We start from the raw sequence: 20,395 nt of genomic DNA on the forward strand, positions 1-20,395 counted from the left end.
GGGTGGAGCAGCCCGGTAGCTCGTCAGGCTCATAACCTGAAGGTCGCAGGTTCAAATCCTGCCCCCGCAACCAAATTTAAGCCGCTAAGTCAATGACTTAGCGGCTTTTTTGCTGTCCGCGGTCGTGTTGCAGAAGAACACAACGCGAAACTACGCGATTCCAAACGGTTACGGGCAGTGACGGCAGTTCCGTGCAACACCAATACGACACGGGAATCTGCCATGTTGCCATGATGTTCGTGGTGCTGCGCCAGGGGGGGGCGAGCATTATTCGCGCCCTTTCACCCCAATCCTTTACGCCGCCTGCCGGACGCCGGTGCCGTTCACATGGGCGTGATGCCGTTTTCCTTGTAGACTTCGTCCTGGGCCTTCTTGAACTCGGTCATGGTGAAATCGAAGCCCGAGGCCTTGATTTCGGCCCAACTGGCGGCCTCGTCCTCGGACAGGTCGTTCATCTTCTTCCTGAAATCGTCATCGGAACGCATGCGCTTGATGTAGGCGACGGCTGATTCGACGGACATGGGATTCTCCTTGATCGGGGGAAAGGATGCCGGCCCACCCCCGCCAGGGTGGGCCGGCCTGGACGCAGTCCGGCCTTACGGCTTGGAGAACTGCACCAACTCGATGCGGTTGCCGTCGGGATCTTCGACGAAGGCGACGATGTTCTCGCCGTGGCGTTGTGAACGGGGTGGACGCGGCATGGCCACCCCCTCGGCGGCCAAGCGGTCGCAAAGCGCGGTGATGCCGGTTACCGCGATGGCGATATGGCCAAAGGCGGTGCCGCGTTCATAGGGTTCGTCGTCGGACCAGTTGAACACCAACTCCAGCGCCATGCCGTTCAGGCCGGCGCCATACCCCAGATAGGCCTGGGTGAACTGGTTCTTCTTGTGCTCGCGCATTTCCAGCACCTGCATGCCCAACAGCCGGGTATAGAAATCCAGCGAGCGATCCATGTCGGTGACCCGCAGCATGGCGTGCAGCAGACGGAAGCCGTCATCCTTGACCGCCGCGCTGAGGTCGATGGCTGCCTTGGCGGCGTAGATCTCGGTCAGGGCGGCGGGGATGGACTTGCCTTTCAGCATGTCGGTGGCCTCGATGCCTGCGCCGGCCAGTTGTTCCTGGGGCGTGGGGCCGATCTTGGCCACCAGCAGGATGCGGCAATCGGCCAGCATGCGCATGATGGTCTGGCGCGGGTCTTCGTCGTCCAGGGCGTGGGCCGCCACTTTACGGCTTTCCACCAGCTTGGCGTTGTCGCCTTCCACGTCATAGACCCGGAATTCCTCGGCCTGGCCGAAATGCTGGTCGATGCGCAGGCCGTCTTTGGTGGCGACCGCCATGCGTAAGGTGGGGCCGGCGGCGGGGGCTTCGTACATCTGGGGACTCCGTCGGAAGTTGCCCCATATCAATGGCAACCACCGTGCCAATGCTGACGGGCGCGGATTTCCTGCCTTTCTCCCCCAAGCCACCGCACCGGTAGGTACTCTTCCCCGCTGATTCGTACGCCGATGAACACAAGTAAATCTTAGGAAAAGATCAGAATCGCTGAAATACGCGGATTCCATTACTTGGCACGCTTCCTGCGATATCCATTCATGCCTGCTTCCGATCCAAGCATAGACGGCTGGATGCAAGCCGAGTGAGCTGGTATCAGCCAAGGAGAGACTGCCATGCCTATGGTGCTGCTGAATTGCGACAAGGATATTCCTGAGCGCGAAAAACACATTTATCTTAAGGTCGACGGCGAAGACAGCCGCGACTTCTTGCCCGTCTCCAACGCGCAGACCCTGCCCGGCACGCTGTCCGAGCGTGGCTGCGCTTTCTGCGGCGCCAAGCTGGTCATCGGCGGTGTTCTGAAGGACACCATCCAGATGATCCATGGCCCCATCGGCTGTGCCTACGACACCTGGCACACCAAGCGCTATCCCACCGATAACGGCCACTTCAACATGAAGTACGTGTGGTCCACCGACATGAAGGAAAGCCACATCGTCTTCGGCGGTGAAAAGCGCCTGGAAAAGTCGTGCCACGAAGCCTTCGACGAAATGCCTGACGTCAAGCGCATGATCATCTACACCACCTGCCCGACCGCGCTGATCGGCGACGACATCAAGGCGGTGGCCAAGAAGGTGATGGCCGAACGCCCCGATGTCGACATCTTCACGGTGGAATGCCCCGGCTTCGCCGGCGTGTCCCAGTCCAAGGGCCACCACGTCCTCAATATCGGCTGGATCAATGAAAAGGTCGGCCAGTTGGACGCGGAAATCACCAGTCCCTACACCATGAACTTCATCGGCGACTTCAATATCGGCGGCGACACCCAGTTGTTGCAGCAATATTGGGACAAGCTGGGCATCCAGGTGATCGCCCACTTCACCGGTAACGGCACCTATGACGATCTGCGCCGCATGCACAAGGCGCAACTGAACGTCGTCAACTGCGCCCGTTCGTCCGGCTACATCGCCAACGAGCTGAAGAAGCAGTACGGCATCCCCCGCCTGGATATCGATTCGTGGGGTTTCAGCTACATGGCGGAAGGCATCCGCAAGATCTGCGCCTTCTTCGGCATCGAGGAAAAGGGCGAGGCCTTGTTGGCCGAGGAATACGCCAAGTGGAAGCCGCAGCTGGACTGGTACAAGGAACGGCTGAAGGGCACCAAGATGGCGATTTGGACCGGCGGTCCGCGCCTGTGGCATTGGACCAAGTCGGTGGAAGACGATCTGGGCGTCCAGGTGGTCGCCATGTCGTCCAAGTTCGGCCACCAGGAAGATTTCGAGAAGGTCATCGCCCGCGGCCAGACCGGCACCTATTACATCGACGACGGCAACGAGCTTGAGTTCTTCGAGATCATCGACCTGGTCAAGCCCGACGTCATCTTCACCGGTCCGCGCGTCGGTGAATTGGTCAAGAAGCTGCATATCCCCTATGTCAACGGCCACGGCTACCACAACGGCCCCTACATGGGCTTCGAAGGCTTCGTCAATCTGGCCCGCGACATGTACAACGCCGTCCACAATCCCCTGTTGAAGCTGGCCGCCACCGATATCCGTACTGGAATCGCCACCCCTGCCAAGGAGGCCGCGGAATGAACGCCGAAAAGCTCGACCAATTGTTCGACTACGTGCAGGAACGCTGCCTGTGGCAGTTCTTCTCGCGCTCGTGGGACCGTCAGGAAAATATCGACGGCGTCCTGAAGACCGCCACCGACCTGTTGACCGGCGAGCCGCCGGCCAAGGAAACCCCCATGGATCGGCTGTTCTATGCCGACGCCAAGATCATGGTTGCCGACTTCAAGGATCGCTTTCCCTGGATTTCCGAGGCCGGTCCGGCCCAGATCCGCGACCTGATGAACGGCCTGAAGGACAAGTTGGTGGAATTCACCATCACCAAGTCCCTGAACCACGAACTGAAACACACGCTGTACTAGACAGCGCCGGGCGGCGGTCCGCGCGATGCCGGACCGCCCATCCGACCTCAGACAAAGGAGCCCAAAGATGGGTTGCGAAATCACCACCCGCGAACGCGCAGGCGTCATCAACCCGATGTACGACTGCCAGCCGGCCGGCGCCCAATATGCCGGCATCGGCGTCAAGGATTGCATCCCGCTGGTCCATGGCGGCCAAGGCTGCACCATGTTCGTCCGCCTGCTGTTCGCTCAGCATTTCAAGGAAAACTTCGACGTCGCCTCGACCTCTCTGCACGAGGATTCGGCGGTGTTCGGCGGCCATCAGCGCCTTCAGGACGGCGTCATGACCCTGGCCCGGCGTTACCCGGATCTGCGGGTCATTCCGGTCATCACCACCTGCTCGACCGAAGTCATCGGCGACGACATTGAAGGCAATATCAATGTCTGCAACAAGATGCTGAAGGACGAGTTTCCCGGCCGCAAGGTCCATGTGGTGCCGGTGCACACCCCCAGCTTCAAGAGTAGCCAGGTGGGGGGCTATTCCGAATGCATGCAGGCGATGTTCAAGACCATCACCACCGCCAAGGTGGCGCCCAGCGGCAAGCTCAACCTGTTCCCCGGCTGGGTCAATCCCGGTGACGTGATGCTGCTGAAGCATTACCTGAAGGAAATGGGTATCGACGGCACCGTGTTCATGGACACCGAGGATTTCGACAGCCCCGTGCTGCCCGACAAATCCATCCACACCCATGGCCGCACCACGGTGGAAGACATCCAAGGTTCCACCGGCGCCTTGGCCTCGGTCGCCTTGGCTCGCTATGAGGGGGCCTCGACCGCCACCTACCTGAACCAGGAATTCGAGGTTCCGGCCCATATCCTCGACACCCCCTACGGCATCGGCAATACCGACAAGATGTTGCAGAAGATCAGCGAGATCACCGGCAAGCCGATCCCGGAATCGCTGATCAAGGAACGCGGCATCGCGCTCGACGCGTTGCAGGACCTGGCCCACATGTTCTTCGCCAACAAGAAGGTGGCGCTGTTCGGTCATCCCGATCTGGTCATCGGTCTGGCCGAGTTCTGCATGGAAGTGGAGCTGGAACCGGTGCTGCTGCTGCTCGGCGACGACAACAGCAAGTACAAGAAGGACCCGCGCATCCTGGCCATGAAGGACAAGGTGACCTGGGATATGGAAGTGGTGTGCAACGCCGATCTATGGGAACTGGAAAAGCGCGTCACCGATCCCAATTACCAGATCGACCTGATCATGGGCCATTCCAAGGGCCGTTATGTCGGCATCTACAACAACGTGCCCATGGTCCGTGTCGGCTTCCCCACCTTCGACCGCGCCGGTCTGTACCGCAAGCCGACCATGGGCTATGCGGGCGCCATGGAACTGGGCGAATCCATCGCCAACACCTTGTTCAATCACATGGAATACAACAAGGAAAAGGAATGGCTGCTCAATACCTGGTAAGGGATTGAGCGGGGGCGGCCGCCATGGCTGCCCCCTTTTCTTTGGTCGGAGCCCGAAGCATGAATCTGCTCACCCCCGAATACCGCCAGATCGAGCTTTACAGCAAGAAGAAGATCCTGCCGGTGGCCGAGGACGCCAAGACCGAACTGGCCGAGGGCCGGGAGGCGGTATCGTGCCTGACCCGCACCTTCCAGCATTTGGACAATATCCTGGGCGAGGCTGCGGTCGGCGACGACCCCAACGACACCTGGGCCAAATACTTGAAGCTGCCCAAACGTACCCCCATGGAAAAGCTGGCGGCGGAAATTTACCGCAGCTTGCGCCCGTTCCATGCCGCCGCCACCCACGCCACGGGGCGCATCGCCATCCACAACGGTATGGTCAAGGCGTCGTCCACCATCGGCCACACGGCGCTGTGCATCCGCATGACCCGCGCCGGCATGGTGCTGCTGGAATCAACCGTGGCCTATCTGCTGGCCGCCGCCCATTCGCCTTATCCCGAGGCCTACGAAGTCGCCATGCTGACCCGCTATTGGGTCGATTGCTACGACGAGATCCGCTGGTATTACGACGAGGACCGGGCGCTGTTCCAGTTCCGCGATCCTTTGCGCATGAACCGCCATTACCGCTTCGATTGCGACAACCCCAAGCACGATTTGCGTGGCGGCAAGGTTTGGTTCGAGGTGGGGGCCATCTACCGCGACATCGTGCGCTATCCCATCGATTTCTATCTGCATATCGACGAGGTCCTTTACATCGTCCCCGTCGAGGCGCTGACCGACTATACCCTGGCCGAAACCGACCTGCCGCGCTGGCGCACCCGACTGGCTGACAGCCAGACCCTGCCGGCACGCTGGCGCCCGCGCTTCACCCGTGAGGAAATGGTTCCCGGCCTGCCCATGACCTGAGTTCAGGAGAGTCCCAATGGATTGCCCGCATCTGCGCATCGCTGTCACCACCAATTCGCTGATCCAGTGCGACGCCAATTTCGTGCTCGCCCGTCAGGTGGTGTTCTTTGACGTCACCTCGGACCGTTCCGAATTTGTTGACGTGGTCCATTTCAGCAAGTCGGGCAAGAAAGGGCCGGGCGGCGGCCAAGGCAAGAAGGCTGGATCGTGTGTCATGGACGACCAGGAAGACGATGACGGCAGCGGCCGCGACCCGCTGGTGGAACGGGTCGAGGCGCTGAAGGGCTGTTCGGTGCTGTTCACCATGGGGCTGTCCGATTTGGCTGCGGTGCGCCTGCACGCCGAAAAGGTGTTCCCGGTGAAAAGCGAGCGGGTGCGCGACATCGACGACGTCATCGCCAACGTCCAGAGCCTGATGGCCGCCAAGCTGCCGCCCTTATGGGTGCGCCGCGCCTTGCGCGGCTCCGATGGTCGGCGTTTGGCGATGGAAGACCGGCAAGAGGTTTATTGACCGTCTTCGCAGACCAGATCGGCGAAGGCGCGGGCGGCTGGGGCCAGGGTGCGGCCCTTGCGCCAGATCATGGTCAGCGGCCGTTCGATCACCAGATCGGCCACCGCCAGTTCCACCAATCGACCGGATCGCAGTTCCGGCAGCACCGACAGGCGCGGCACCCAGGCCATTCCGCCGGCCAGCAGCAGGTTCTTCAGCGCCTCGGCGGTGCCGACGGTGATGGCCGGGCGATAGGTTTGGCCCAGGACAGCATAGGCTTCGTCGATGCTGGCCCGCGTCCCCGATCCCGGCTCACGCGCCACCGCCACCCGGTCGGCCAGGTCGGTGGCGCTTAGGGTTCCGGCCAGGGTCAGCGGGTGGCCGATGGTGGCCACCGCGATGATGCGGTCATGGCCGATGGCGCGGTGGTTGACGTCCTCGCCCACCGCCGGGCCTTCGACGAAGCCCAGATTCAATTGATCGTCGTCCAGGCGCTGGCGCACCTGCTGGGAATTGGACACCAGCAGGGTGATCTCGATGCCAGGATAAAGCGCGGCGAAACGGGCCAGAAGCGGCGGCAGCAGGTGGTTGCCGATGGTGTTGCTGGCCCCCAGCAGTAGCCGTCCGCCCTCCAGCCCGGCCAGATCGCGCAGCCGTGCCTCGGCCGCCTGTTCCAGGGCGAAGATGCGCCTTGCGTAATCCAGCAGGTCGCGCCCCGCCTCGGTCAGGCTCAGGCCGCGCGACGAGCGGTCCAGCAGCGTCACCCCCAGCCGGATTTCCAGTTCCTTGATCTCGCGGCTGGCCGCCGGCTGGCTGAGGTTCAGCCGCGCCGCTCCGGCGGTGATGCCGCCGGCTTGGGCGGCGGCGTGGAAGACACGAAGGTGATGTAGGTTCATATCAATTCTGCATGATAAAAATAGGATAGATGTATTTTATCTATGTATGGGCAGGCGGCACAATGGCTTTCGCTATTGTTCGGCAAGGATAAAAACATGCCTCTGGCCCTGCGCCTGCCCACCCTGTCCCGTCATTTCCCCGGCCTGCTGGCCGCCGCCACAATCGCCCTGGCCGCGACCTTCCTGTCGGAACATTATGGCGGGCCGGTCATGCTGTATGCCCTGTTGCTGGGCATGGCCTTCAACTTCCTGTCCCAGGACGGCGCCTGCGTCGACGGCATCGCCACCGCTTCCAAGCTGGTATTGCGCATCGGCGTGGCGTTGCTGGGCATGCGCATCACCTTCGACCAGATCACTCAATTGGGGGTGGGGGTGCCGCTGTTGATGACGGGCGCAGTGGTCGCCACCATCCTGGGGGGGCTGGGGTTGGGGCGGCTGTTGGGCCAGGGGCGGGCCTTCGCCGTGCTGACCGGCTGCGCCGTGGCCATTTGCGGCGCCTCGGCGGCGCTGGCCATCGCCGCCATGCTGCCGCGCGGCGCCAAGCTGGAACGCGATACCATCTTCACCGTCATCGGCGTCACCGCCCTTTCCACCATCGCCATGGTGCTGTATCCGATGATCTGCGCCTGGGTGGGGCTTGACGACGTGCGGGCCGGCATCTTCCTGGGCGGCACCATCCACGACGTGGCGCAGGTGGTGGGCGCCGGCTATTCCATCTCGCCCCAGGCTGGAGACACCGCCACCTTCGTCAAATTGTTCCGGGTGGCGCTGTTGCTGCCGGTGGTGCTTGTGGTCGGCCTGGCTTTCGGCCGCCGGGCCGGCGAGGGCGACAAGCCGCCGCTGTTGCCGCCCTTCCTGGTGGCCTTCGCCCTGTTGGTGGCGGTCAACAGTCTGGTGGCGGTGCCGGGGGAACTGGTCCAGGGAGTGAACGCGGTTTCGCGCTGGTGTCTGGTGGCCGCCATCGCCGCCTTGGGCATGAAGACGTCGTTGAAGGCCATGGCCGAGCTGGGGCCGCGTCCTATCCTGCTGCTGGTGGGGGAAACCGTGCTGATGGCCGGGCTGGTGCTGGCCGCCTTGGCGTGGGGAGGCGTTGTATAGTTTGACAACATATTGATTTAAAACTATAAAATCCGCATTGTCCTGGGACGACCCGGTATTTCAGGGAAAGTTCCATGGCCGACGATTATGACCTCCACGTTCAAGTGCGTATCCTGCCGCTGATCGGTCCGGGCAAGATGCAGCTGTTGGAGGCCATCGACCGCCATGGGTCCATCTCGGCCGCCGCCCGCGCCATGGGCATGGCCTATCCCAATGCCTGGAAGCTGATGGACAGTCTGAACAGGCATTTCCGCGACCCCCTGGTCACCCGCGTCATGGGCGGCAGCCGGGGGGGCGGGGCCGCCTTGACCGAAACCGGCCGCGCCGTGCTCGGCATCTATCGCTCGGTCGAGGCCAAGGCCAAGATCATGTTCGCCGGCGACATCGACGCCCTGCGCCATCTGCTGGCGCCGCAGCCGCCCGTTGACCCGGCGCCGTGCGAGGAGATCGTGGGAGGCCCCGGCTCGCCCGAATGCCGGGAAAAGAAGGCGCGACGACGGGTTGGTTGACCGAAGTCACGCTGCGGCCTAACTTTCCCCCGCTATACAAATTGAAGAACACCGCGGGAGGGGCTGATGCTTGTTCGTGCCGACCGCGTCGGCTTTGCCCGGTTGATCGCCTATGCCCGCGATCCCGACAACACAGACCAGCGGGCGCTGGCTTGCATCCTGTCTCACCGCTGCAATTGCCCCGACACTCCCTATCGGCAGGCATTGGGACTGGATGAGGCCGAGCTTCGCGCCGTGCTGGCCGAGTACTTTCCCGTCCTGGCCGCCGACTGGCCCGATGGTGGCTGCCTGCGTCACCGTCTTGGTCTGGCGTGTCATCACGAAGCGCCGCCGCCCGGCCATGGCCGTTTCAGCGCCAGCCTGCTGGAACAGGAAGAACAGGATTTATGCCGGCTGTTTCTGACCCATGCCGCCGATAGCGGGATTTGGCCGGTGGTGTTCGCCCGTTCGATCGCGCGGGCCTGCATGGAACCGCAACATCTGTGGATGAGTCTGGGGCTGGAGGGGCGGGCACAGCTGAGCGCCATCCTTGTTCGGCACTTTCCCGCCCTGGTGGCCAGAAATGACCACGACATGCGGTGGAAGAAGTTTTTTTACAAGTTGCTGTGTGACGAGGAAAAGGTGTGGACCTGTAAGGCGTCGTCCTGCGAAATCTGCCCACACCATTCCGAGTGCTACGTCACGTCCCCCCCAGGAAACGCGCCCGCAGTCGTGCCCCCAGAAGGTTGATCAGGCTCACCAGCGCCAACAAGACGATGATCAATGCCGACGCCTCGCGGTATTCGAACAGGTGGAAGGCGGTGATGATTTCCAGTCCCAGGCCGCCGGCGCCGACCACGCCCAAGGTGGTGGCGGCGCGAAGATTGTGTTCCCAGCGATACATGGTGACGTCGACCAGACGCGGCAGGATTTGCGGCAACACCGAAAAGCGCAGCACCCCCAGATGGCCGACCCCGTGGCTGCGCAGGGCGTTGCCCGGGCCGGGTTCCACGTGCTCCAAGGTTTCGGCGAAGAATTTCCCCAGCATGCCGGTGGAATGGGCGGCCAGGGCCAGGATGCCGGCCAGCGGACCAAAGCCGATGGCGGCGACGAACATCACCCCCCAGATCAGTCCGGGGATCGACCGCAGCAGGTTCAGCAGCAAACGCATGGGGCCGCCCAGCCACGGGGTGCGCACCACGTTGCGGGCGGCAACTGCGCCGCAGACCAAGGCAAATGCGGCCCCCAGGGCGGTTCCGGCGACGCTCATGGACAGGGTTTCCAACAGCGGCTTGCCCCATTTCGGCCAGCGGCTGAAATCGGGGGGCATGGAATCATTGGTCAATTGGGCAATGGTGGACAAGGCCCCGACATAGCGGCCGGCATCGAAAGCCCCGGCATAGACGAAGGCGGCGACGACCGCCACGGCCACCAACCCGCCGTTCAGCATAGTGTTGCGCGCCTTGCGGCGGCCATCGGCAAGGATGGCCGCCAGGGCGTCGGGGTGACGCGTTTCGATCATTTCAGCCCCATGGCCGGGACGGTGTCGGGGTTGGCCTTTTCGATGGAATCGATCCAGGTCTTCACCACCTCGACGTCGGAATCGACGCAGGGGATGAAGGATTCGGCGCGGAACACCTTCAACGCCTCGGGATCGGCGACGTTGATGAAGGCCTTGCGGATTTCTTCCTTGAACGCGGGGTCCAGTCCGTCGCGGAAGGTCCACATATATTCGGGGATGGGGCGCGATTCCAGCAGCAGGCGGGTGGCCTTGGGGTCGATCTTGCCTTCCTTCAGCAAGCGCTTGTAGACCGGCATGGACAGGCCGCCGGCGGCGACCTTGTTGTTGGCGACGGCCAGGGCGACGGTGTCGTGGGCGCCCATGACGCGCAGCGTGTAGTCGCGACCCGAGATCAGACCGGCATCGAGAAGTTCGAAGCGCGGCACCCAAGTGCCCGACGTGGATGCCGGGTCGCCCAGGGCGATTTCGCCGCCCTTGAGGTCGGCCAGCGACTTGGCCGGGCTGTCGGCGGGGACGATGATGGCGGCGGTGAAGGTGGGGCCGACCATTTCGTGGGACGGACGGGCGAAGGGTTGCAGCTTGGCCGACCGCGCCCGCAACAGATAGGTGATCGGACCCAGATAGGCGATGTCCAGGCGGCCGAAGCGCAAAGCTTCGCCGGTGGCGGCGTAATTGGCGCCGACCATCATTTCCACCGGCATGTTCAGGCGCTTTTCCAGATAGGCCCGCAAGGGTTCGTTCAGACGCATGACGGTGGGGGCCGATTCGCCGGGCAGCAGGCCGATGACCAATTTCTGCGGACGCTCGGCCAAAGCCGGCGTCGCCAAGGACAGCAATGTGGCGGCGGTCAGAATGAGTTTACCTAGTTTACCGAACATGGGATTTCCTTTGTGTCAGGGAAGGTACGAAAAACGGCGGATTCGTCGGCGGCGCCAAACGATTGGGCCGGGGCGTCGAAGACCACGCGGCCGCCGCCCAAACCGACGATGCGGTCGGCCAGCGAGCGGGCCATGGACAATTGGTGCAGAACCAGAACCACGGTCAGCCCGTTGCGGGCCACCAGGGTGCGGAATTCGGCGGCCAGGCGCTCGGCCAGCGCCGGATCGACCGAGGCGAAGGGCTCGTCCCCCAGCAACAGGGCGGGGCGGCGCACCAGGGCGCGGGCGATGCCGACGCGTTGACGTTCGCCGCCGGATAATTGCGCGGCGCGGGCGGTGGCGCGGTCCAGCAATCCCACTTCGTCCAGGGCCTGGGCGGCGCGGCGGCGCTGGGCGCCGGACCACGGCAGTGGCGACAGCGGATGGCGGGTGTCGGCCAGACCCAGCAATACGTTGTCGATGGCCGGCAGGCGGTCGATCAGCGCGTGATCCTGGAACACGGTGGCGGTGCGACGGCGGGCCTCGCGCAGGGGGCGGGGCTGATCCAGCCGGCCGATGCCGTCAAAGACGACGGTGCCGCCATGGGGCGACAAAAGACCGTTCAGCGTGCTCATCAAGGTGGTCTTGCCCACCCCCGACGGTCCCACCAGGGCGGTGATGGACCCCGCCGGCAGATGCAGCGAGATGTCGTGCAGCACCGGGCGGCCGCTGCGGTGGACGGTCAGGTTGTCGATGGTGATGGCGATGCTCATGATTCGGTTATTCCGGTCAGCAGGGTCAGGTGGGGTTTGGGTTTCGTGGGCGGCGAAGGCGGTACCGGCGGTGGTCCCTGCAACTCGCCCAGATGGTCCCACATGGCCTCGACCACCCGCAGCAGGCCGCCATCCAGCGCTGCTCCGCGAAAACCGGCGGCGATCAACGCGTCGACGGCGCCGGTGGCCAAGGCCAGGGCGATGGCGTCGAAATCGTGCCCCGCCATCCGCAGATGGGTGACGAAGCGGGCGAGCGAGAGTTCGGTGCCCATGGCGTCACCGATGGCCGGTGCGGCAAAGGGGACAAACGCGGCAAGACAATGGGGGGAAAGCGAGTGGCATGCCGGCCTCCTTCGGTTTCCGGCGGCGGCAGGGCCACGCGGAAAGGCGAGTTCAGTTCCGGCTTAGGCCGTTATCGGGCTTCCCCCGCCCGCACCCCAAGTGACGGGAGGGAGAAGCCAAAGAAATCACGGGGCGCTTCCGACTTCGACTTCGCGATTTCTTATGCAAAACGCTAAATAAAAAACCAATCCGATACAAGCGAAAATTCATGCTTCTTGTGATTATTCGTTAAGTCAGTTTGTGCATTTACGTAAGTTTAATATGAAATGTTCATTATTGTTGAATGTTGATGAAGTGGCCAAACTTGCTGAATTCTCGCGGCAGAGCACCGGCCCGGATGGCGGCGGCCAGTCCGTCGGAATCGGTGACCTGCAATCCGCCCAGCACGGTGGCGCCGTAATCGAACAGGCGCGGCGTCAGCGGCGTCGACGGCCCGGTCAGCGCCAAGGGCCGTCCCGCGGTCAGCCGCAGGATGCGGGTCAGGTTGCGGTTGATCAGCGCCGATGAATTGACCACCGCCGCCGCGCAGCCGGGCAGCAGCGTCTCAAGCGCCATCAGCGGATATTCACCGGGGCGGGGGTCGGTTTCGACCACCTGGCAGTGGGGCAGGATGCCGTCGATGCCGGGAAAGGCGCCCACCGCCACCACCCGGCCCGACACCTTGCGAAAGGCGCGAATGCCGTTGCCGGTCTTGCCGGTCAGGTCGTAGCGGTTGTAATGGGCGTTGATGGCGGCGATGCCGAGCGCCATCTCCGCCGGGTCCCAGGATTGCGACAGCGCGGCCAGCGACCTGAGGTCACGATTGAGGTAATGGGCCAGCCGCGCCTTGATCTCGTGCGGGGGCTTGGGGGCATAGGCCAGACCGCAGCCATGCGGGCCTTCCACCATGATCCAACGGGTGCCGCAGGCGATGCGCACGACCGGATCGGCGGCCACCCCCAGTTCCAGGTCGCGATACAGCCGTTCCGGTCCCCACCAACGCCACAGGGCGGACAGGTCGGGGGCGATCATGGCGCCGTCCTGGCGGGCGTAGGAATGCCATTTATGGATGCAGCCGCCGGCGATCGAGGTCAGCAGCGGCATGCCTTGGCCGTCCACCGCCGAGACCTCGGCGCGCACCGCCTCGGTGGCTTCGGTGCAGGCGGCGAAGCGGCTGATCACCAGCAGATCGGCCTGTTCGCGCATGGCTTGGCGCATATAGCGGGTGGCGGCGCCGCGCTCGACCTCAAGACGCTGGCCGTCGGCCAGGTCGAAATATTGGATGCGGTTGGCGCAGCCGTCAGAGGCGCCGCTGCAGCCCCGGTTGTTACCCTGGACATAGCCGACCACCTGGAAACCGCGCCCCTTCAAGGTCAGGGCGAATTGCGCCAGCAGGCCGTCGATACTGTCATCGGGGTCGTGCACCACCACTCCGGGCCGGATCCACGGGGCCAGCGGCACCGTCTGCGAGGACTGGCCCAGATGCAAGGGGGCATAGGTCATGGCGAAATTCCGTTCACGGCAGGATGCGGCGCGACAATTTGCGCCAGGCGGGTTCGGTCTTGCCCTCGAAATCGGCGAAGGCCTTGCAAAGGCCGGTCAGCACCTCGGCCGAGGTCTCGAAGAGTGCGGCGAATTGCGGATCGTCGATCCGCCCCAGATCACGACGCAAATCCCCCACCAGCGCTTGCAGGCGTTGGCGCATGGCCTTGGTCAGGTCTTCCGGGTGGTCGCTCATGACGCATTCCTGACGGTGATGGACCCTGCCTTCAAAGCAAGCGGCGGGCCAAGTGCCCAAGCACCGTTTTCGGCCAATTCTTGCCGGTGATTTCGCACCGCAGGGTACGGGGGAAAAGGGCTTCGTACCGCCGTGAACATTTTGCCGGCGCGAAAGGGCAGGCTGCCGCCAAAGCGTCACTTGGCCCGCCGCTTGCTGAATGCAGGCCTGACCTTTTGCAACGGAGCCACGGCCTTGATCCAATCCGTCGCCATTCCGGAATTGCTGTCGCGGCCGCCAGCCCGGCCGCAAACCCATCTGCTGTTCGTCGCCCCCACGGCGCCGCTGGCTCCGGATTACTCCTGTCGTTCCCATGATGGCGATGGTGGCTATCCCGCTTATTACCACCGGGTGTGGGAAACGTTGCGCGGCCTGGGCTATGGGGTGGAAACCGCCGGCCATTGCCAATCGGTGCTGGCGGCGGCGGGGCGGGTGGATCTGGTGTTTTCGCTGATGAACCGTCTGCCCATCCACAATCCCGAAATCGTGGTGCCAGCGCTGTGCGAGATGGCTGGCATTCCCCATGTGGGGGCGCGTCCCAACATCCGCGCCCTGGCCGAGGATAAATGGCTGAGCAAGCATGCGGCGCGCTCGGCTGGATTGCCGGTGGCCGAGGGCGCGGTTTACGCGGATGCCCAATCCTTGATGGTGCCGCCCGGCTTCGCCGGCCCCTATTTCGTCAAGAACCGCTTCGGCGCCGCGTCCGAAGGGGTGTCGCCGGATTCCATCCAGGACGATTGGGCCGGCGCCGCTCGGGTGGCCGGCCAATTGCTGGAACGCGGCATGGAGGTGTTGGTGGAGGCCTATGCGCCGGGGATCGACATCACCGTGCCGGTGCTGGGCGGCGCCCAGCCGTTGTTCCTGGGGGTGGTGCGCCCCGGTTCCGACCGCATCGGCGGCATCATCACCGAGGACCTGAAACGCGACGACCCGTTGGGCTATCAGCTCTTCGACGCGGGTTCGCTGGTGCCGCAACTGCGCGACGACGTCCGGGCATTGTGGGGGCTGGCCGGGCCGATGGATTATTTTCGCCTGGATTACCGTTTCGACCCGCAGAGCGGCCGCCGCGTGTTCCTGGAATTCAACATCTGCTGCCATATCGGCCGTTCAGGGGCCATCTGTCTGGCCGCCGGCCAATGGGGGCTCAGCCAGGCCGACGTGCTGGGCCATGTGGTGGAATTCAGCCTGCGCCGTCAGGCCAGCCAGCGGAGCCGCCCATGGGTGTTCTAGAAATCCCCTCGATCCTGCCTCTGGATATCAGTCGCCCGCCCCAGGTGTTCGGTGATCCCGATTCCCCAAGGGCCAGGGCCACCGGCTGGGATGTGCTGGGATCGGTGCCGGTGCCGTTGCGCCACATGGTGCGCGATGGCGTCGCCTCGTTGGTGGCCGATCTGCGTCACCATGGCGGTCCGGCGCTGAAATGCTGTTTTCCCATGGGGCAGGGCGGAACCACTCCGTTCCAGCGTCTGCGTCACATCCGCCAGTTGGACGCCTATCCCGACATGCTGGTCTCGGCGGAAGGCGCCAACCTGTTCAACCGGGCCTTTCACCGCCGGTTCGTGGAAGGCGGCGAATTTTGCGCCGCCCAACCGTCAGGGGTGGACGAGGTGTTCACCCGGGCCGGGCTGGTGGACCCCAAGGGCTGGATCGGGGTCTTCGCCGTCGCCCCCTTCGTTTTGTTGGTCGATCGCGAACGCCTGGGCGAACGCCCCATTCCCCGCCGCTGGGCCGATCTGGCCGATCCGGTCTATGCCGGCCAAGTGGTGTTCGGCGGTTGGCGAGCACCGGGGGAAAGGCGTTATGGCGCCGTCAACACCTTCTTCCTGCACTGCATGGCTCACGAATTGGGGCTGGGGGGGCTGGCCCGTATCCTGGCCAACGTCCCCTGCCTGCTGCATTCCGCCCAGATGCCTCGTCTGGCCGGAACCGATGCCGCGCCGGGCGGTATCATGGTCGCGCCCTTGTCCCTGGCCGACATGTGCCCCCGGCGGCATCGGACCCAGATCGTCTGGCCCGAGGATGGCGCATTGGCCTATCCGCTGTGGCTGACCGTCAAGCGGTCGCGGCGGCAGGACCTGACGCCGTTGGTCGAGCATTTCCATGGCCCCGAACTGGCGGCCTTGTTGAATTCCAACCGTTACCCGGCCCTGTGTCCGGGGCAACGCCCGCCCATGCCGGCCTGGGCCAAGCTGAAATGGCCGGGCTGGGATTTCGTCCGCGATCCCGAAAGCGCCGCCCAGGCCAAGGCGGTGCGCAAGCTGTTCCTTTATTGGCAGGAGTATTGGGCATGCGGGTGATCACGGTGGCCGGACCGCCCTCGGTGGGCAAGACCTCGGTGGTGGACAAGACCGCCCGCCTGCTGAAGACGCGCGGCCAGCGCGTCGGCGTGGTCAAGTTCGATTCGCTCGCCACCAGCGATGACGAAATCTATGCCCGCGCCGGTCTGCCGGTGGCGGTGGGGCTGGCGGGCAGCGTCTGTCCCGACCATTTCTTCGTCAGCAACATCGACGATTGCCTGACCTGGGGACGGGGGCAAGCCCTGGACATGCTGGTGGCGGAAAGCGCCGGGCTGTGCAATCGCTGTTCACCTCATATCCAAGGGGTGCTGGCCATCTGCGTGGTCGATACCCTGTCGGGCGTGCATACCCCGCGCAAGATCGGCCCCATGCTGAAACTGGCCGACGTGGTGGTGGTGACCAAGGGCGACATCGTCAGCCAGGCCGAGCGCGAGGTCTTCGCCTTCAATGTGCGGTTGGCCAACCCACGGGCCGCCATCGTCTTCTTCAACGGCATCACCGGCCAAGGCGCCACCGAATTGGTCCATCACATGGAAAACGCCCCCTCGGTCGATGGGCTGGAGGGGCGCCGCTTGCGCTTTCCCATGCCGTCGGCGGTCTGTCCTTATTGCGTGGGCGAGACCTGCATCGGCCGCGACCACCAGCGCGGCAACGTCCGCAAGATGAACTTCGCGGGAACGGGGACATGAGCCGGTCCATCCTGACCCGCACCATCGGCGAGTTGTCCGCCAGCCATCCGGCCATGGCCGATTTCTTCATCGGCGTGTCGGGCCAAACGCCCAAACCCGATGGCAGCGTGCTGTCCTGGCTGGCCGGGGTGGGCGAAGACCGGCTGAGCCAATGGGGCATGGATCGCGATCAGGCCTTGGCCCATATCGAGGCCTTGGCCGGACAAATCGACGCCTTGCGTTCGAGTTCGGCCCCAGAGGTGCGGGTCCTGACCATCCTGGGCGGCATCAACAAGCAAGGCCAGCCAGAGGATTTGCGCCTGACCTTACGTCCGGGTGAGTTGGTGTCGGTGGTCGGCCCCACCGGATCGGGCAAAAGCCGCCTGCTCGGCGACATCGAATGTCTGGCCCAGGGCGACACCCCATCGGGGCGGCGCATCCTGGTCAACGACGCGCCGCCGCCGCCGGGCCTGCGCTTTTCCACCCACCAGAAGCTGGTGGCGCAATTGTCGCAGACCATGAATTTCGTCATGGATCTCAGCGTCGGCGATTTCATCGCCATGCACGCCGAATGTCGTCTGGCCGGCGAGGTCGGCCCCCTGGTGTCGCAGGTGATCGCGCAGGCCAACGATCTGGCCGGCGAGCCCTTCGACCGCGACGCGGCGCTGACCCAATTGTCGGGCGGCCAGACCCGCGCCCTGATGATCGCCGATACGGCGCTGTTGTCGGCCTCGCCCATCGTGCTGATCGACGAGATCGAGAATGCCGGCATCGACCGCAAGAAATCGCTGGAATTGCTGCTGGCCCGCGAAAAGATCGTCCTGATGTCCACCCACGATCCCATCCTGGCGCTGTTGGGCGACCGCCGTCTGGTCATCCGCGGCGGCGCCGTGGTCGATATCATCGAAACCAGCCTCGCTGAGCGGGCCAACCTCGCTGCCCTGGAACAACTGGATCAGACGCTGATGGCGGTGCGGCACCGGTTGCGCGGCGGCCAGCGCATCGATTCCCCTGTTGAAGAGATGCTGCCATGGATGCGCTGAAACTCCTGCTGGAACGCCGGTCCTGCCATGCGCTGCAAGCCCCAGGGCCGCAAGGCGCCGAACTGGACGTCATCCTGCGGGCCGGGCTCAGGGTGCCCGATTTCCAAAGCCTGCGTCCCTATGAGTTCCTGGTCGCCGTCGGGCCGGGGCTGGACCGTCTGGGAGATTTGTTCGCCCAGGCCGCCCGTGTCGCTGGGAAGTCGGACGAATTGGTGGGCCGCGCCGCCCGCATGCCACACCGCGCCCCCGTGGTGATCACCGTGGTCGCCCGCCATAAGCCCAGCACTATCGTGCGGCCGCTGGAACAGCGGCTCAGCGCCGGCTGCGCCGTCATGGCCATGCAGATGGCCGCCCTGGCCCAAGGGTTCGCCGGGGTGTGGCGCTCGGGCTGGCTGATGTTCGACCGCACTTTGCATAATTTGCTGGATCTTGGCCCCGATGACCAGATCGTTGGCTTCCTCTATCTCGGCACCCAGGCCAAGCCGCATGAAATTTCGCTTTCCGCCGACGAAATCGGCGAGGTGACGCGATGGCTGTGACCGATACGCCGGTCCTGCCCTGAGGCGGGCGTTATAGTGCGATCCGTTATAACGCATTGAAATGTAACGGTTTTCTGTTTTTGACAATTGACAATCAGGTTCCGTGCGACCAATTTATGGGCATGCGGCGGGGGCTGCCTATTCATTCGCCTCCGCGCGAATTGGAAAGGTAGATCCCCCCATGATCCAATCGACGGCAGAGCTTGAAGCTCTTCTGATGCAGCGTTCCCTTAGTGATCCGCAATTGCTGGCGGCGGCGGAAGCGGCGGCTGATTTCCGCATCCTGCCGGATGCCACGGTATTGAAGATCGGCGGCCAAAGCGTCATCGATCGCGGTCGTTCGGCCGTCTATCCGCTGGTGGACGAGATCGCCGCCGCCCGCAAGACCCACAAGATGCTGATCGGCACCGGGGCCGGCACCCGTGCCCGCCACCTTTATTCCATCGCCGCCGGGCTGAACCTGCCGGCCGGCGTGCTGTCGCAACTGGGCGCCTCGGTGGCCGATCAGAACGCGGTGATGCTGGGTCAGTTGCTGGCCAAGCACGGTATTCCGGTGGTCGGTGGCGCGGGTTTGTCGGCGGTGCCGCTGTCGCTGGCGGAAGTCAACGCGGTGATCTTCAGCGGCATGCCGCCCTACAAGCTGTGGATGCGCCCGGCCGCGGAAGGTGTCATTCCGCCCTATCGCACCGATGCCGGCTGTTTCCTGATGGCCGAGTCCTTTGGCTGCAAGCAGATGATCTATGTGAAGGACGAGAACGGCCTTTACACCGCCAATCCCAAAACCGCCAAGAACCCCACTTTCATCGCCAAGATTTCGGTGGACGAGATGAAAGCCAAGGGCCTGCACGATTCCATCTTGGAATTCCCGGTCCTCGATCTGCTGAAGGCGGCGCGTCACGTGCGCCAGGTGCAGGTGATCAACGGTTTGGTTCCCGGCAACCTGACCCGCGCCCTGGCCGGCGAGCATGTCGGCACCATCATCACCGCCAGCTGAGGATCAAGACATGTCGCAAACCAATAGCATCAAGCACATCGCTTCGCCGCTGGCCAGTCAGACCCTTTTGGACGGCGACCTGGTCCGCCCGGTGGCCGGTGTCCGTCCCATCCGTCTGCTGCCCTGGCTGCAAGTGGTGAAGATCGGCGGCCGCTCCATCATGGATCGCGGCGCCGAGGCCATTTTGCCGGTGGTCGCCGAATTGCGCAAAATCCTGCCCGAACATCGTTTGCTGATCCTGACCGGGGCCGGCATCCGCGCCCGTCATCTGTATGGCGTCGGCCTGGATCTGGGCCTGCCGGTCGGCTCCCTGGCGCCGTTGGCGGCCAGCGAGGCCGGGCAGAACGGTCATATCCTGGCTTCGTTGCTGGCCCCGGAAGGTGTCTCCTATGTGGAACACCCGACCATCGCCAATCAGCTGGCCATCCACCTGTCGGCGGCGCGTGCCGTGGTGGGCAGCGCCTTCCCGCCCTATCACCACCACGAATTCCCCCATTCGCGCCTGCCCACGCACCGGGCCGACACCGGCGCCTTCCTGTTGGCCGACGCCCTGGGAGCGGCGGGGCTGACCATCGTCGAGGACGTGGACGGCATCTATGACCGTGACCCCAACGGTGCCGACGGCGCCGGGGCCACGCTGCTGAACGAGGTGGATTGCGCCGATCTGGCCCAGGCCGAAGGCCCGTTGCCGGTGGACCGCGCCATGGTCGAGGTGATGGCGAACGCCCGCAATCTGGAACGGGTGCAGGTGGTCAACGGTTTGGTCCCCGGGCGCTTGACCGCCGCCTTGCGCGGCGAGCATGTGGGCACCATCATCCGCTCTGGCGCCAAGCCGCTCTGATCC

General features: G+C 64.1%; 24 protein-coding genes. 15 read left to right on the top strand and 9 right to left on the bottom strand.

Going from position 1 to position 20,395, the window contains the following annotated elements:
• Nucleotides 1-323: 323 nt before the first annotated feature.
• Both KEC16_RS16960 and KEC16_RS19890 read right to left on the bottom strand, forming a co-directional pair.
• Nucleotides 324-521: a Nif11-like leader peptide family natural product precursor gene (locus KEC16_RS16960; RefSeq protein ID WP_211551135.1), complete on the bottom strand. Its 198-nt coding sequence runs from the start codon at nt 519-521 to the stop codon at nt 324-326.
• Between the two features lie 75 nt (nt 522-596).
• On the bottom strand, nt 597-1,373 hold the full coding sequence (locus KEC16_RS19890) for a VOC family protein (protein WP_249209279.1): 777 nt from the start codon (nt 1,371-1,373) through the stop codon (nt 597-599).
• Nucleotides 1,374-1,667: 294 nt separating this feature from the next.
• On the opposite strand from KEC16_RS19890, the gene vnfD reads away from it, so the two are divergent.
• The 5 genes from vnfD (at nt 1,668) to KEC16_RS16990 (ending at nt 6,299) form a co-directional block, all read left to right on the top strand.
• A complete protein-coding gene (vnfD, locus tag KEC16_RS16970; RefSeq protein WP_211551136.1) occupies nt 1,668-3,086 on the top strand; it encodes a nitrogenase vanadium-iron protein, alpha chain in 1,419 nt (472 codons plus the stop codon).
• The gene (gene vnfG / locus KEC16_RS16975; RefSeq protein ID WP_211551137.1) at nt 3,083-3,424 is read left to right on the top strand and encodes a V-containing nitrogenase subunit delta; all 342 of its coding nucleotides are present in this window, start codon (nt 3,083-3,085) and stop codon (nt 3,422-3,424) included. The genes vnfD and vnfG overlap by 4 nt, the downstream gene beginning before the upstream one ends.
• A gap of 67 nt (nt 3,425-3,491) precedes the next feature.
• A complete protein-coding gene (gene vnfK / locus KEC16_RS16980; RefSeq protein ID WP_211551138.1) occupies nt 3,492-4,880 on the top strand; it encodes a V-containing nitrogenase subunit beta in 1,389 nt (462 codons plus the stop codon).
• Between the two features lie 59 nt (nt 4,881-4,939).
• Complete coding sequence (locus KEC16_RS16985; protein WP_211551139.1) at nt 4,940-5,788, top strand: hypothetical protein; 849 nt, start codon at nt 4,940-4,942, stop codon at nt 5,786-5,788.
• 16 nt (nt 5,789-5,804) lie between these two features.
• Nucleotides 5,805-6,299: a NifB/NifX family molybdenum-iron cluster-binding protein gene (locus tag KEC16_RS16990; protein WP_211551140.1), complete on the top strand. Its 495-nt coding sequence runs from the start codon at nt 5,805-5,807 to the stop codon at nt 6,297-6,299.
• On the opposite strand, the gene KEC16_RS16995 is transcribed toward KEC16_RS16990, so the two are convergent.
• Nucleotides 6,293-7,174 carry a LysR family transcriptional regulator gene (locus tag KEC16_RS16995; protein WP_211551141.1) on the bottom strand — a complete coding sequence of 294 codons (882 nt, stop codon included), beginning with the start codon at nt 7,172-7,174 and terminating at the stop codon, nt 6,293-6,295. The two genes, KEC16_RS16990 and KEC16_RS16995, sit on opposite strands and share 7 nt — an antisense overlap.
• Nucleotides 7,175-7,270: 96 nt before the next feature.
• On the opposite strand from KEC16_RS16995, the gene KEC16_RS17000 reads away from it, so the two are divergent.
• The 3 genes from KEC16_RS17000 (at nt 7,271) to KEC16_RS17010 (ending at nt 9,510) form a co-directional block, all read left to right on the top strand.
• Nucleotides 7,271-8,272 (top strand): YeiH family protein, encoded by a 1,002-nt coding sequence (locus KEC16_RS17000; protein ID WP_211551143.1) that lies wholly within the window; start codon nt 7,271-7,273, stop codon nt 8,270-8,272.
• A 74-nt stretch (nt 8,273-8,346) separates the two neighbouring features.
• A complete protein-coding gene (locus KEC16_RS17005; RefSeq protein ID WP_211551144.1) occupies nt 8,347-8,781 on the top strand; it encodes a winged helix-turn-helix domain-containing protein in 435 nt (144 codons plus the stop codon).
• A 66-nt stretch (nt 8,782-8,847) separates the two neighbouring features.
• The gene (locus KEC16_RS17010) at nt 8,848-9,510 is read left to right on the top strand and encodes a nitrogen fixation protein NifQ (RefSeq protein WP_211551146.1); all 663 of its coding nucleotides are present in this window, start codon (nt 8,848-8,850) and stop codon (nt 9,508-9,510) included.
• On the opposite strand, the gene phnE is transcribed toward KEC16_RS17010, so the two are convergent.
• The 6 genes from phnE to KEC16_RS17040 form a co-directional block, all read right to left on the bottom strand.
• Complete coding sequence (gene phnE, locus KEC16_RS17015; protein ID WP_211551148.1) at nt 9,461-10,282, bottom strand: phosphonate ABC transporter, permease protein PhnE; 822 nt, start codon at nt 10,280-10,282, stop codon at nt 9,461-9,463. The two genes, KEC16_RS17010 and phnE, sit on opposite strands and share 50 nt — an antisense overlap.
• Complete coding sequence (phnD, locus tag KEC16_RS17020; protein ID WP_211551150.1) at nt 10,279-11,160, bottom strand: phosphate/phosphite/phosphonate ABC transporter substrate-binding protein; 882 nt, start codon at nt 11,158-11,160, stop codon at nt 10,279-10,281. Before phnD ends, phnE begins: the two co-directional genes overlap by 4 nt.
• Nucleotides 11,145-11,912, bottom strand: coding sequence for an ATP-binding cassette domain-containing protein (locus KEC16_RS17025; protein ID WP_249209280.1), 768 nt, complete (start codon nt 11,910-11,912; stop codon nt 11,145-11,147). The genes phnD and KEC16_RS17025 overlap by 16 nt, the downstream gene beginning before the upstream one ends.
• The gene (locus tag KEC16_RS17030) at nt 11,909-12,184 is read right to left on the bottom strand and encodes a hypothetical protein (RefSeq protein ID WP_211551152.1); all 276 of its coding nucleotides are present in this window, start codon (nt 12,182-12,184) and stop codon (nt 11,909-11,911) included. Before KEC16_RS17030 ends, KEC16_RS17025 begins: the two co-directional genes overlap by 4 nt.
• 343 nt (nt 12,185-12,527) lie before the next feature.
• Nucleotides 12,528-13,736 (bottom strand): Rossmann-like domain-containing protein, encoded by a 1,209-nt coding sequence (locus KEC16_RS17035; protein ID WP_211551153.1) that lies wholly within the window; start codon nt 13,734-13,736, stop codon nt 12,528-12,530.
• 13 nt (nt 13,737-13,749) lie between these two features.
• Nucleotides 13,750-13,971 carry a hypothetical protein gene (locus KEC16_RS17040; protein ID WP_211551155.1) on the bottom strand — a complete coding sequence of 74 codons (222 nt, stop codon included), beginning with the start codon at nt 13,969-13,971 and terminating at the stop codon, nt 13,750-13,752.
• 234 nt (nt 13,972-14,205) lie between these two features.
• On the opposite strand from KEC16_RS17040, the gene KEC16_RS17045 reads away from it, so the two are divergent.
• The 7 genes from KEC16_RS17045 to KEC16_RS17075 all read left to right on the top strand — a co-directional run bounded on the left by KEC16_RS17045 (nt 14,206) and on the right by KEC16_RS17075 (nt 20,392).
• Nucleotides 14,206-15,240: a D-alanine--D-alanine ligase family protein gene (locus tag KEC16_RS17045; RefSeq protein ID WP_249209281.1), complete on the top strand. Its 1,035-nt coding sequence runs from the start codon at nt 14,206-14,208 to the stop codon at nt 15,238-15,240.
• Nucleotides 15,228-16,307, top strand: coding sequence for an ABC transporter substrate-binding protein (locus KEC16_RS17050; RefSeq protein ID WP_211551157.1), 1,080 nt, complete (start codon nt 15,228-15,230; stop codon nt 16,305-16,307). The genes KEC16_RS17045 and KEC16_RS17050 overlap by 13 nt, the downstream gene beginning before the upstream one ends.
• Nucleotides 16,298-16,996: a GTP-binding protein gene (locus KEC16_RS17055; RefSeq protein ID WP_211551159.1), complete on the top strand. Its 699-nt coding sequence runs from the start codon at nt 16,298-16,300 to the stop codon at nt 16,994-16,996. The genes KEC16_RS17050 and KEC16_RS17055 overlap by 10 nt, the downstream gene beginning before the upstream one ends.
• Nucleotides 16,993-18,018: an ATP-binding cassette domain-containing protein gene (locus KEC16_RS17060; protein WP_249209282.1), complete on the top strand. Its 1,026-nt coding sequence runs from the start codon at nt 16,993-16,995 to the stop codon at nt 18,016-18,018. Before KEC16_RS17055 ends, KEC16_RS17060 begins: the two co-directional genes overlap by 4 nt.
• The gene (locus tag KEC16_RS17065; RefSeq protein ID WP_211551161.1) at nt 18,006-18,557 is read left to right on the top strand and encodes an NAD(P)H nitroreductase; all 552 of its coding nucleotides are present in this window, start codon (nt 18,006-18,008) and stop codon (nt 18,555-18,557) included. Before KEC16_RS17060 ends, KEC16_RS17065 begins: the two co-directional genes overlap by 13 nt.
• A gap of 217 nt (nt 18,558-18,774) precedes the next feature.
• The gene (locus KEC16_RS17070) at nt 18,775-19,551 is read left to right on the top strand and encodes an amino acid kinase family protein (RefSeq protein WP_249209283.1); all 777 of its coding nucleotides are present in this window, start codon (nt 18,775-18,777) and stop codon (nt 19,549-19,551) included.
• A 10-nt stretch (nt 19,552-19,561) separates the two neighbouring features.
• Nucleotides 19,562-20,392 carry an amino acid kinase family protein gene (locus KEC16_RS17075; RefSeq protein ID WP_211551165.1) on the top strand — a complete coding sequence of 277 codons (831 nt, stop codon included), beginning with the start codon at nt 19,562-19,564 and terminating at the stop codon, nt 20,390-20,392.
• Nucleotides 20,393-20,395: the final 3 nt, after the last annotated feature.

Origin of the sequence: Magnetospirillum sulfuroxidans (assembly GCF_018224925.1) — a bacterium.
In the GTDB taxonomy this organism is placed as follows: domain Bacteria; phylum Pseudomonadota; class Alphaproteobacteria; order Rhodospirillales; family Magnetospirillaceae; genus Magnetospirillum; species Magnetospirillum sulfuroxidans.

Bases quoted from the DNA above. Each gene is read 5' to 3' on its own strand.
- KEC16_RS17005 (WP_211551144.1), top strand. From the start codon at position 8,347: ATGGCCGACGATTATGACCTCCACGTTCAAGTGCGTATCCTGCCGCTG.
- KEC16_RS17065 (WP_211551161.1), top strand. From the start codon at position 18,006: ATGGATGCGCTGAAACTCCTGCTGGAACGCCGGTCCTGCCATGCGCTG.
- vnfD (WP_211551136.1), top strand. From the start codon at position 1,668: ATGCCTATGGTGCTGCTGAATTGCGACAAGGATATTCCTGAGCGCGAA.
- vnfG (WP_211551137.1), top strand. From the start codon at position 3,083: ATGAACGCCGAAAAGCTCGACCAATTGTTCGACTACGTGCAGGAACGC.
- KEC16_RS16995 (WP_211551141.1), bottom strand. From the start codon at position 7,174: ATGAACCTACATCACCTTCGTGTCTTCCACGCCGCCGCCCAAGCCGGC.
- KEC16_RS16960 (WP_211551135.1), bottom strand. From the start codon at position 521: ATGTCCGTCGAATCAGCCGTCGCCTACATCAAGCGCATGCGTTCCGAT.
- KEC16_RS17060 (WP_249209282.1), top strand. From the start codon at position 16,993: ATGAGCCGGTCCATCCTGACCCGCACCATCGGCGAGTTGTCCGCCAGC.
- KEC16_RS16990 (WP_211551140.1), top strand. From the start codon at position 5,805: ATGGATTGCCCGCATCTGCGCATCGCTGTCACCACCAATTCGCTGATC.
- KEC16_RS17075 (WP_211551165.1), top strand. From the start codon at position 19,562: ATGTCGCAAACCAATAGCATCAAGCACATCGCTTCGCCGCTGGCCAGT.
- KEC16_RS17070 (WP_249209283.1), top strand. From the start codon at position 18,775: ATGCAGCGTTCCCTTAGTGATCCGCAATTGCTGGCGGCGGCGGAAGCG.
- phnD (WP_211551150.1), bottom strand. From the start codon at position 11,160: ATGTTCGGTAAACTAGGTAAACTCATTCTGACCGCCGCCACATTGCTG.
- KEC16_RS17025 (WP_249209280.1), bottom strand. From the start codon at position 11,912: ATGAGCATCGCCATCACCATCGACAACCTGACCGTCCACCGCAGCGGC.
- KEC16_RS17055 (WP_211551159.1), top strand. From the start codon at position 16,298: ATGCGGGTGATCACGGTGGCCGGACCGCCCTCGGTGGGCAAGACCTCG.
- KEC16_RS17000 (WP_211551143.1), top strand. From the start codon at position 7,271: ATGCCTCTGGCCCTGCGCCTGCCCACCCTGTCCCGTCATTTCCCCGGC.
- KEC16_RS17030 (WP_211551152.1), bottom strand. From the start codon at position 12,184: ATGGGCACCGAACTCTCGCTCGCCCGCTTCGTCACCCATCTGCGGATG.
- KEC16_RS19890 (WP_249209279.1), bottom strand. From the start codon at position 1,373: ATGTACGAAGCCCCCGCCGCCGGCCCCACCTTACGCATGGCGGTCGCC.
- KEC16_RS17040 (WP_211551155.1), bottom strand. From the start codon at position 13,971: ATGAGCGACCACCCGGAAGACCTGACCAAGGCCATGCGCCAACGCCTG.
- KEC16_RS17050 (WP_211551157.1), top strand. From the start codon at position 15,228: ATGGGTGTTCTAGAAATCCCCTCGATCCTGCCTCTGGATATCAGTCGC.
- KEC16_RS17010 (WP_211551146.1), top strand. From the start codon at position 8,848: ATGCTTGTTCGTGCCGACCGCGTCGGCTTTGCCCGGTTGATCGCCTAT.
- phnE (WP_211551148.1), bottom strand. From the start codon at position 10,282: ATGATCGAAACGCGTCACCCCGACGCCCTGGCGGCCATCCTTGCCGAT.
- KEC16_RS17035 (WP_211551153.1), bottom strand. From the start codon at position 13,736: ATGACCTATGCCCCCTTGCATCTGGGCCAGTCCTCGCAGACGGTGCCG.
- KEC16_RS16985 (WP_211551139.1), top strand. From the start codon at position 4,940: ATGAATCTGCTCACCCCCGAATACCGCCAGATCGAGCTTTACAGCAAG.
- vnfK (WP_211551138.1), top strand. From the start codon at position 3,492: ATGGGTTGCGAAATCACCACCCGCGAACGCGCAGGCGTCATCAACCCG.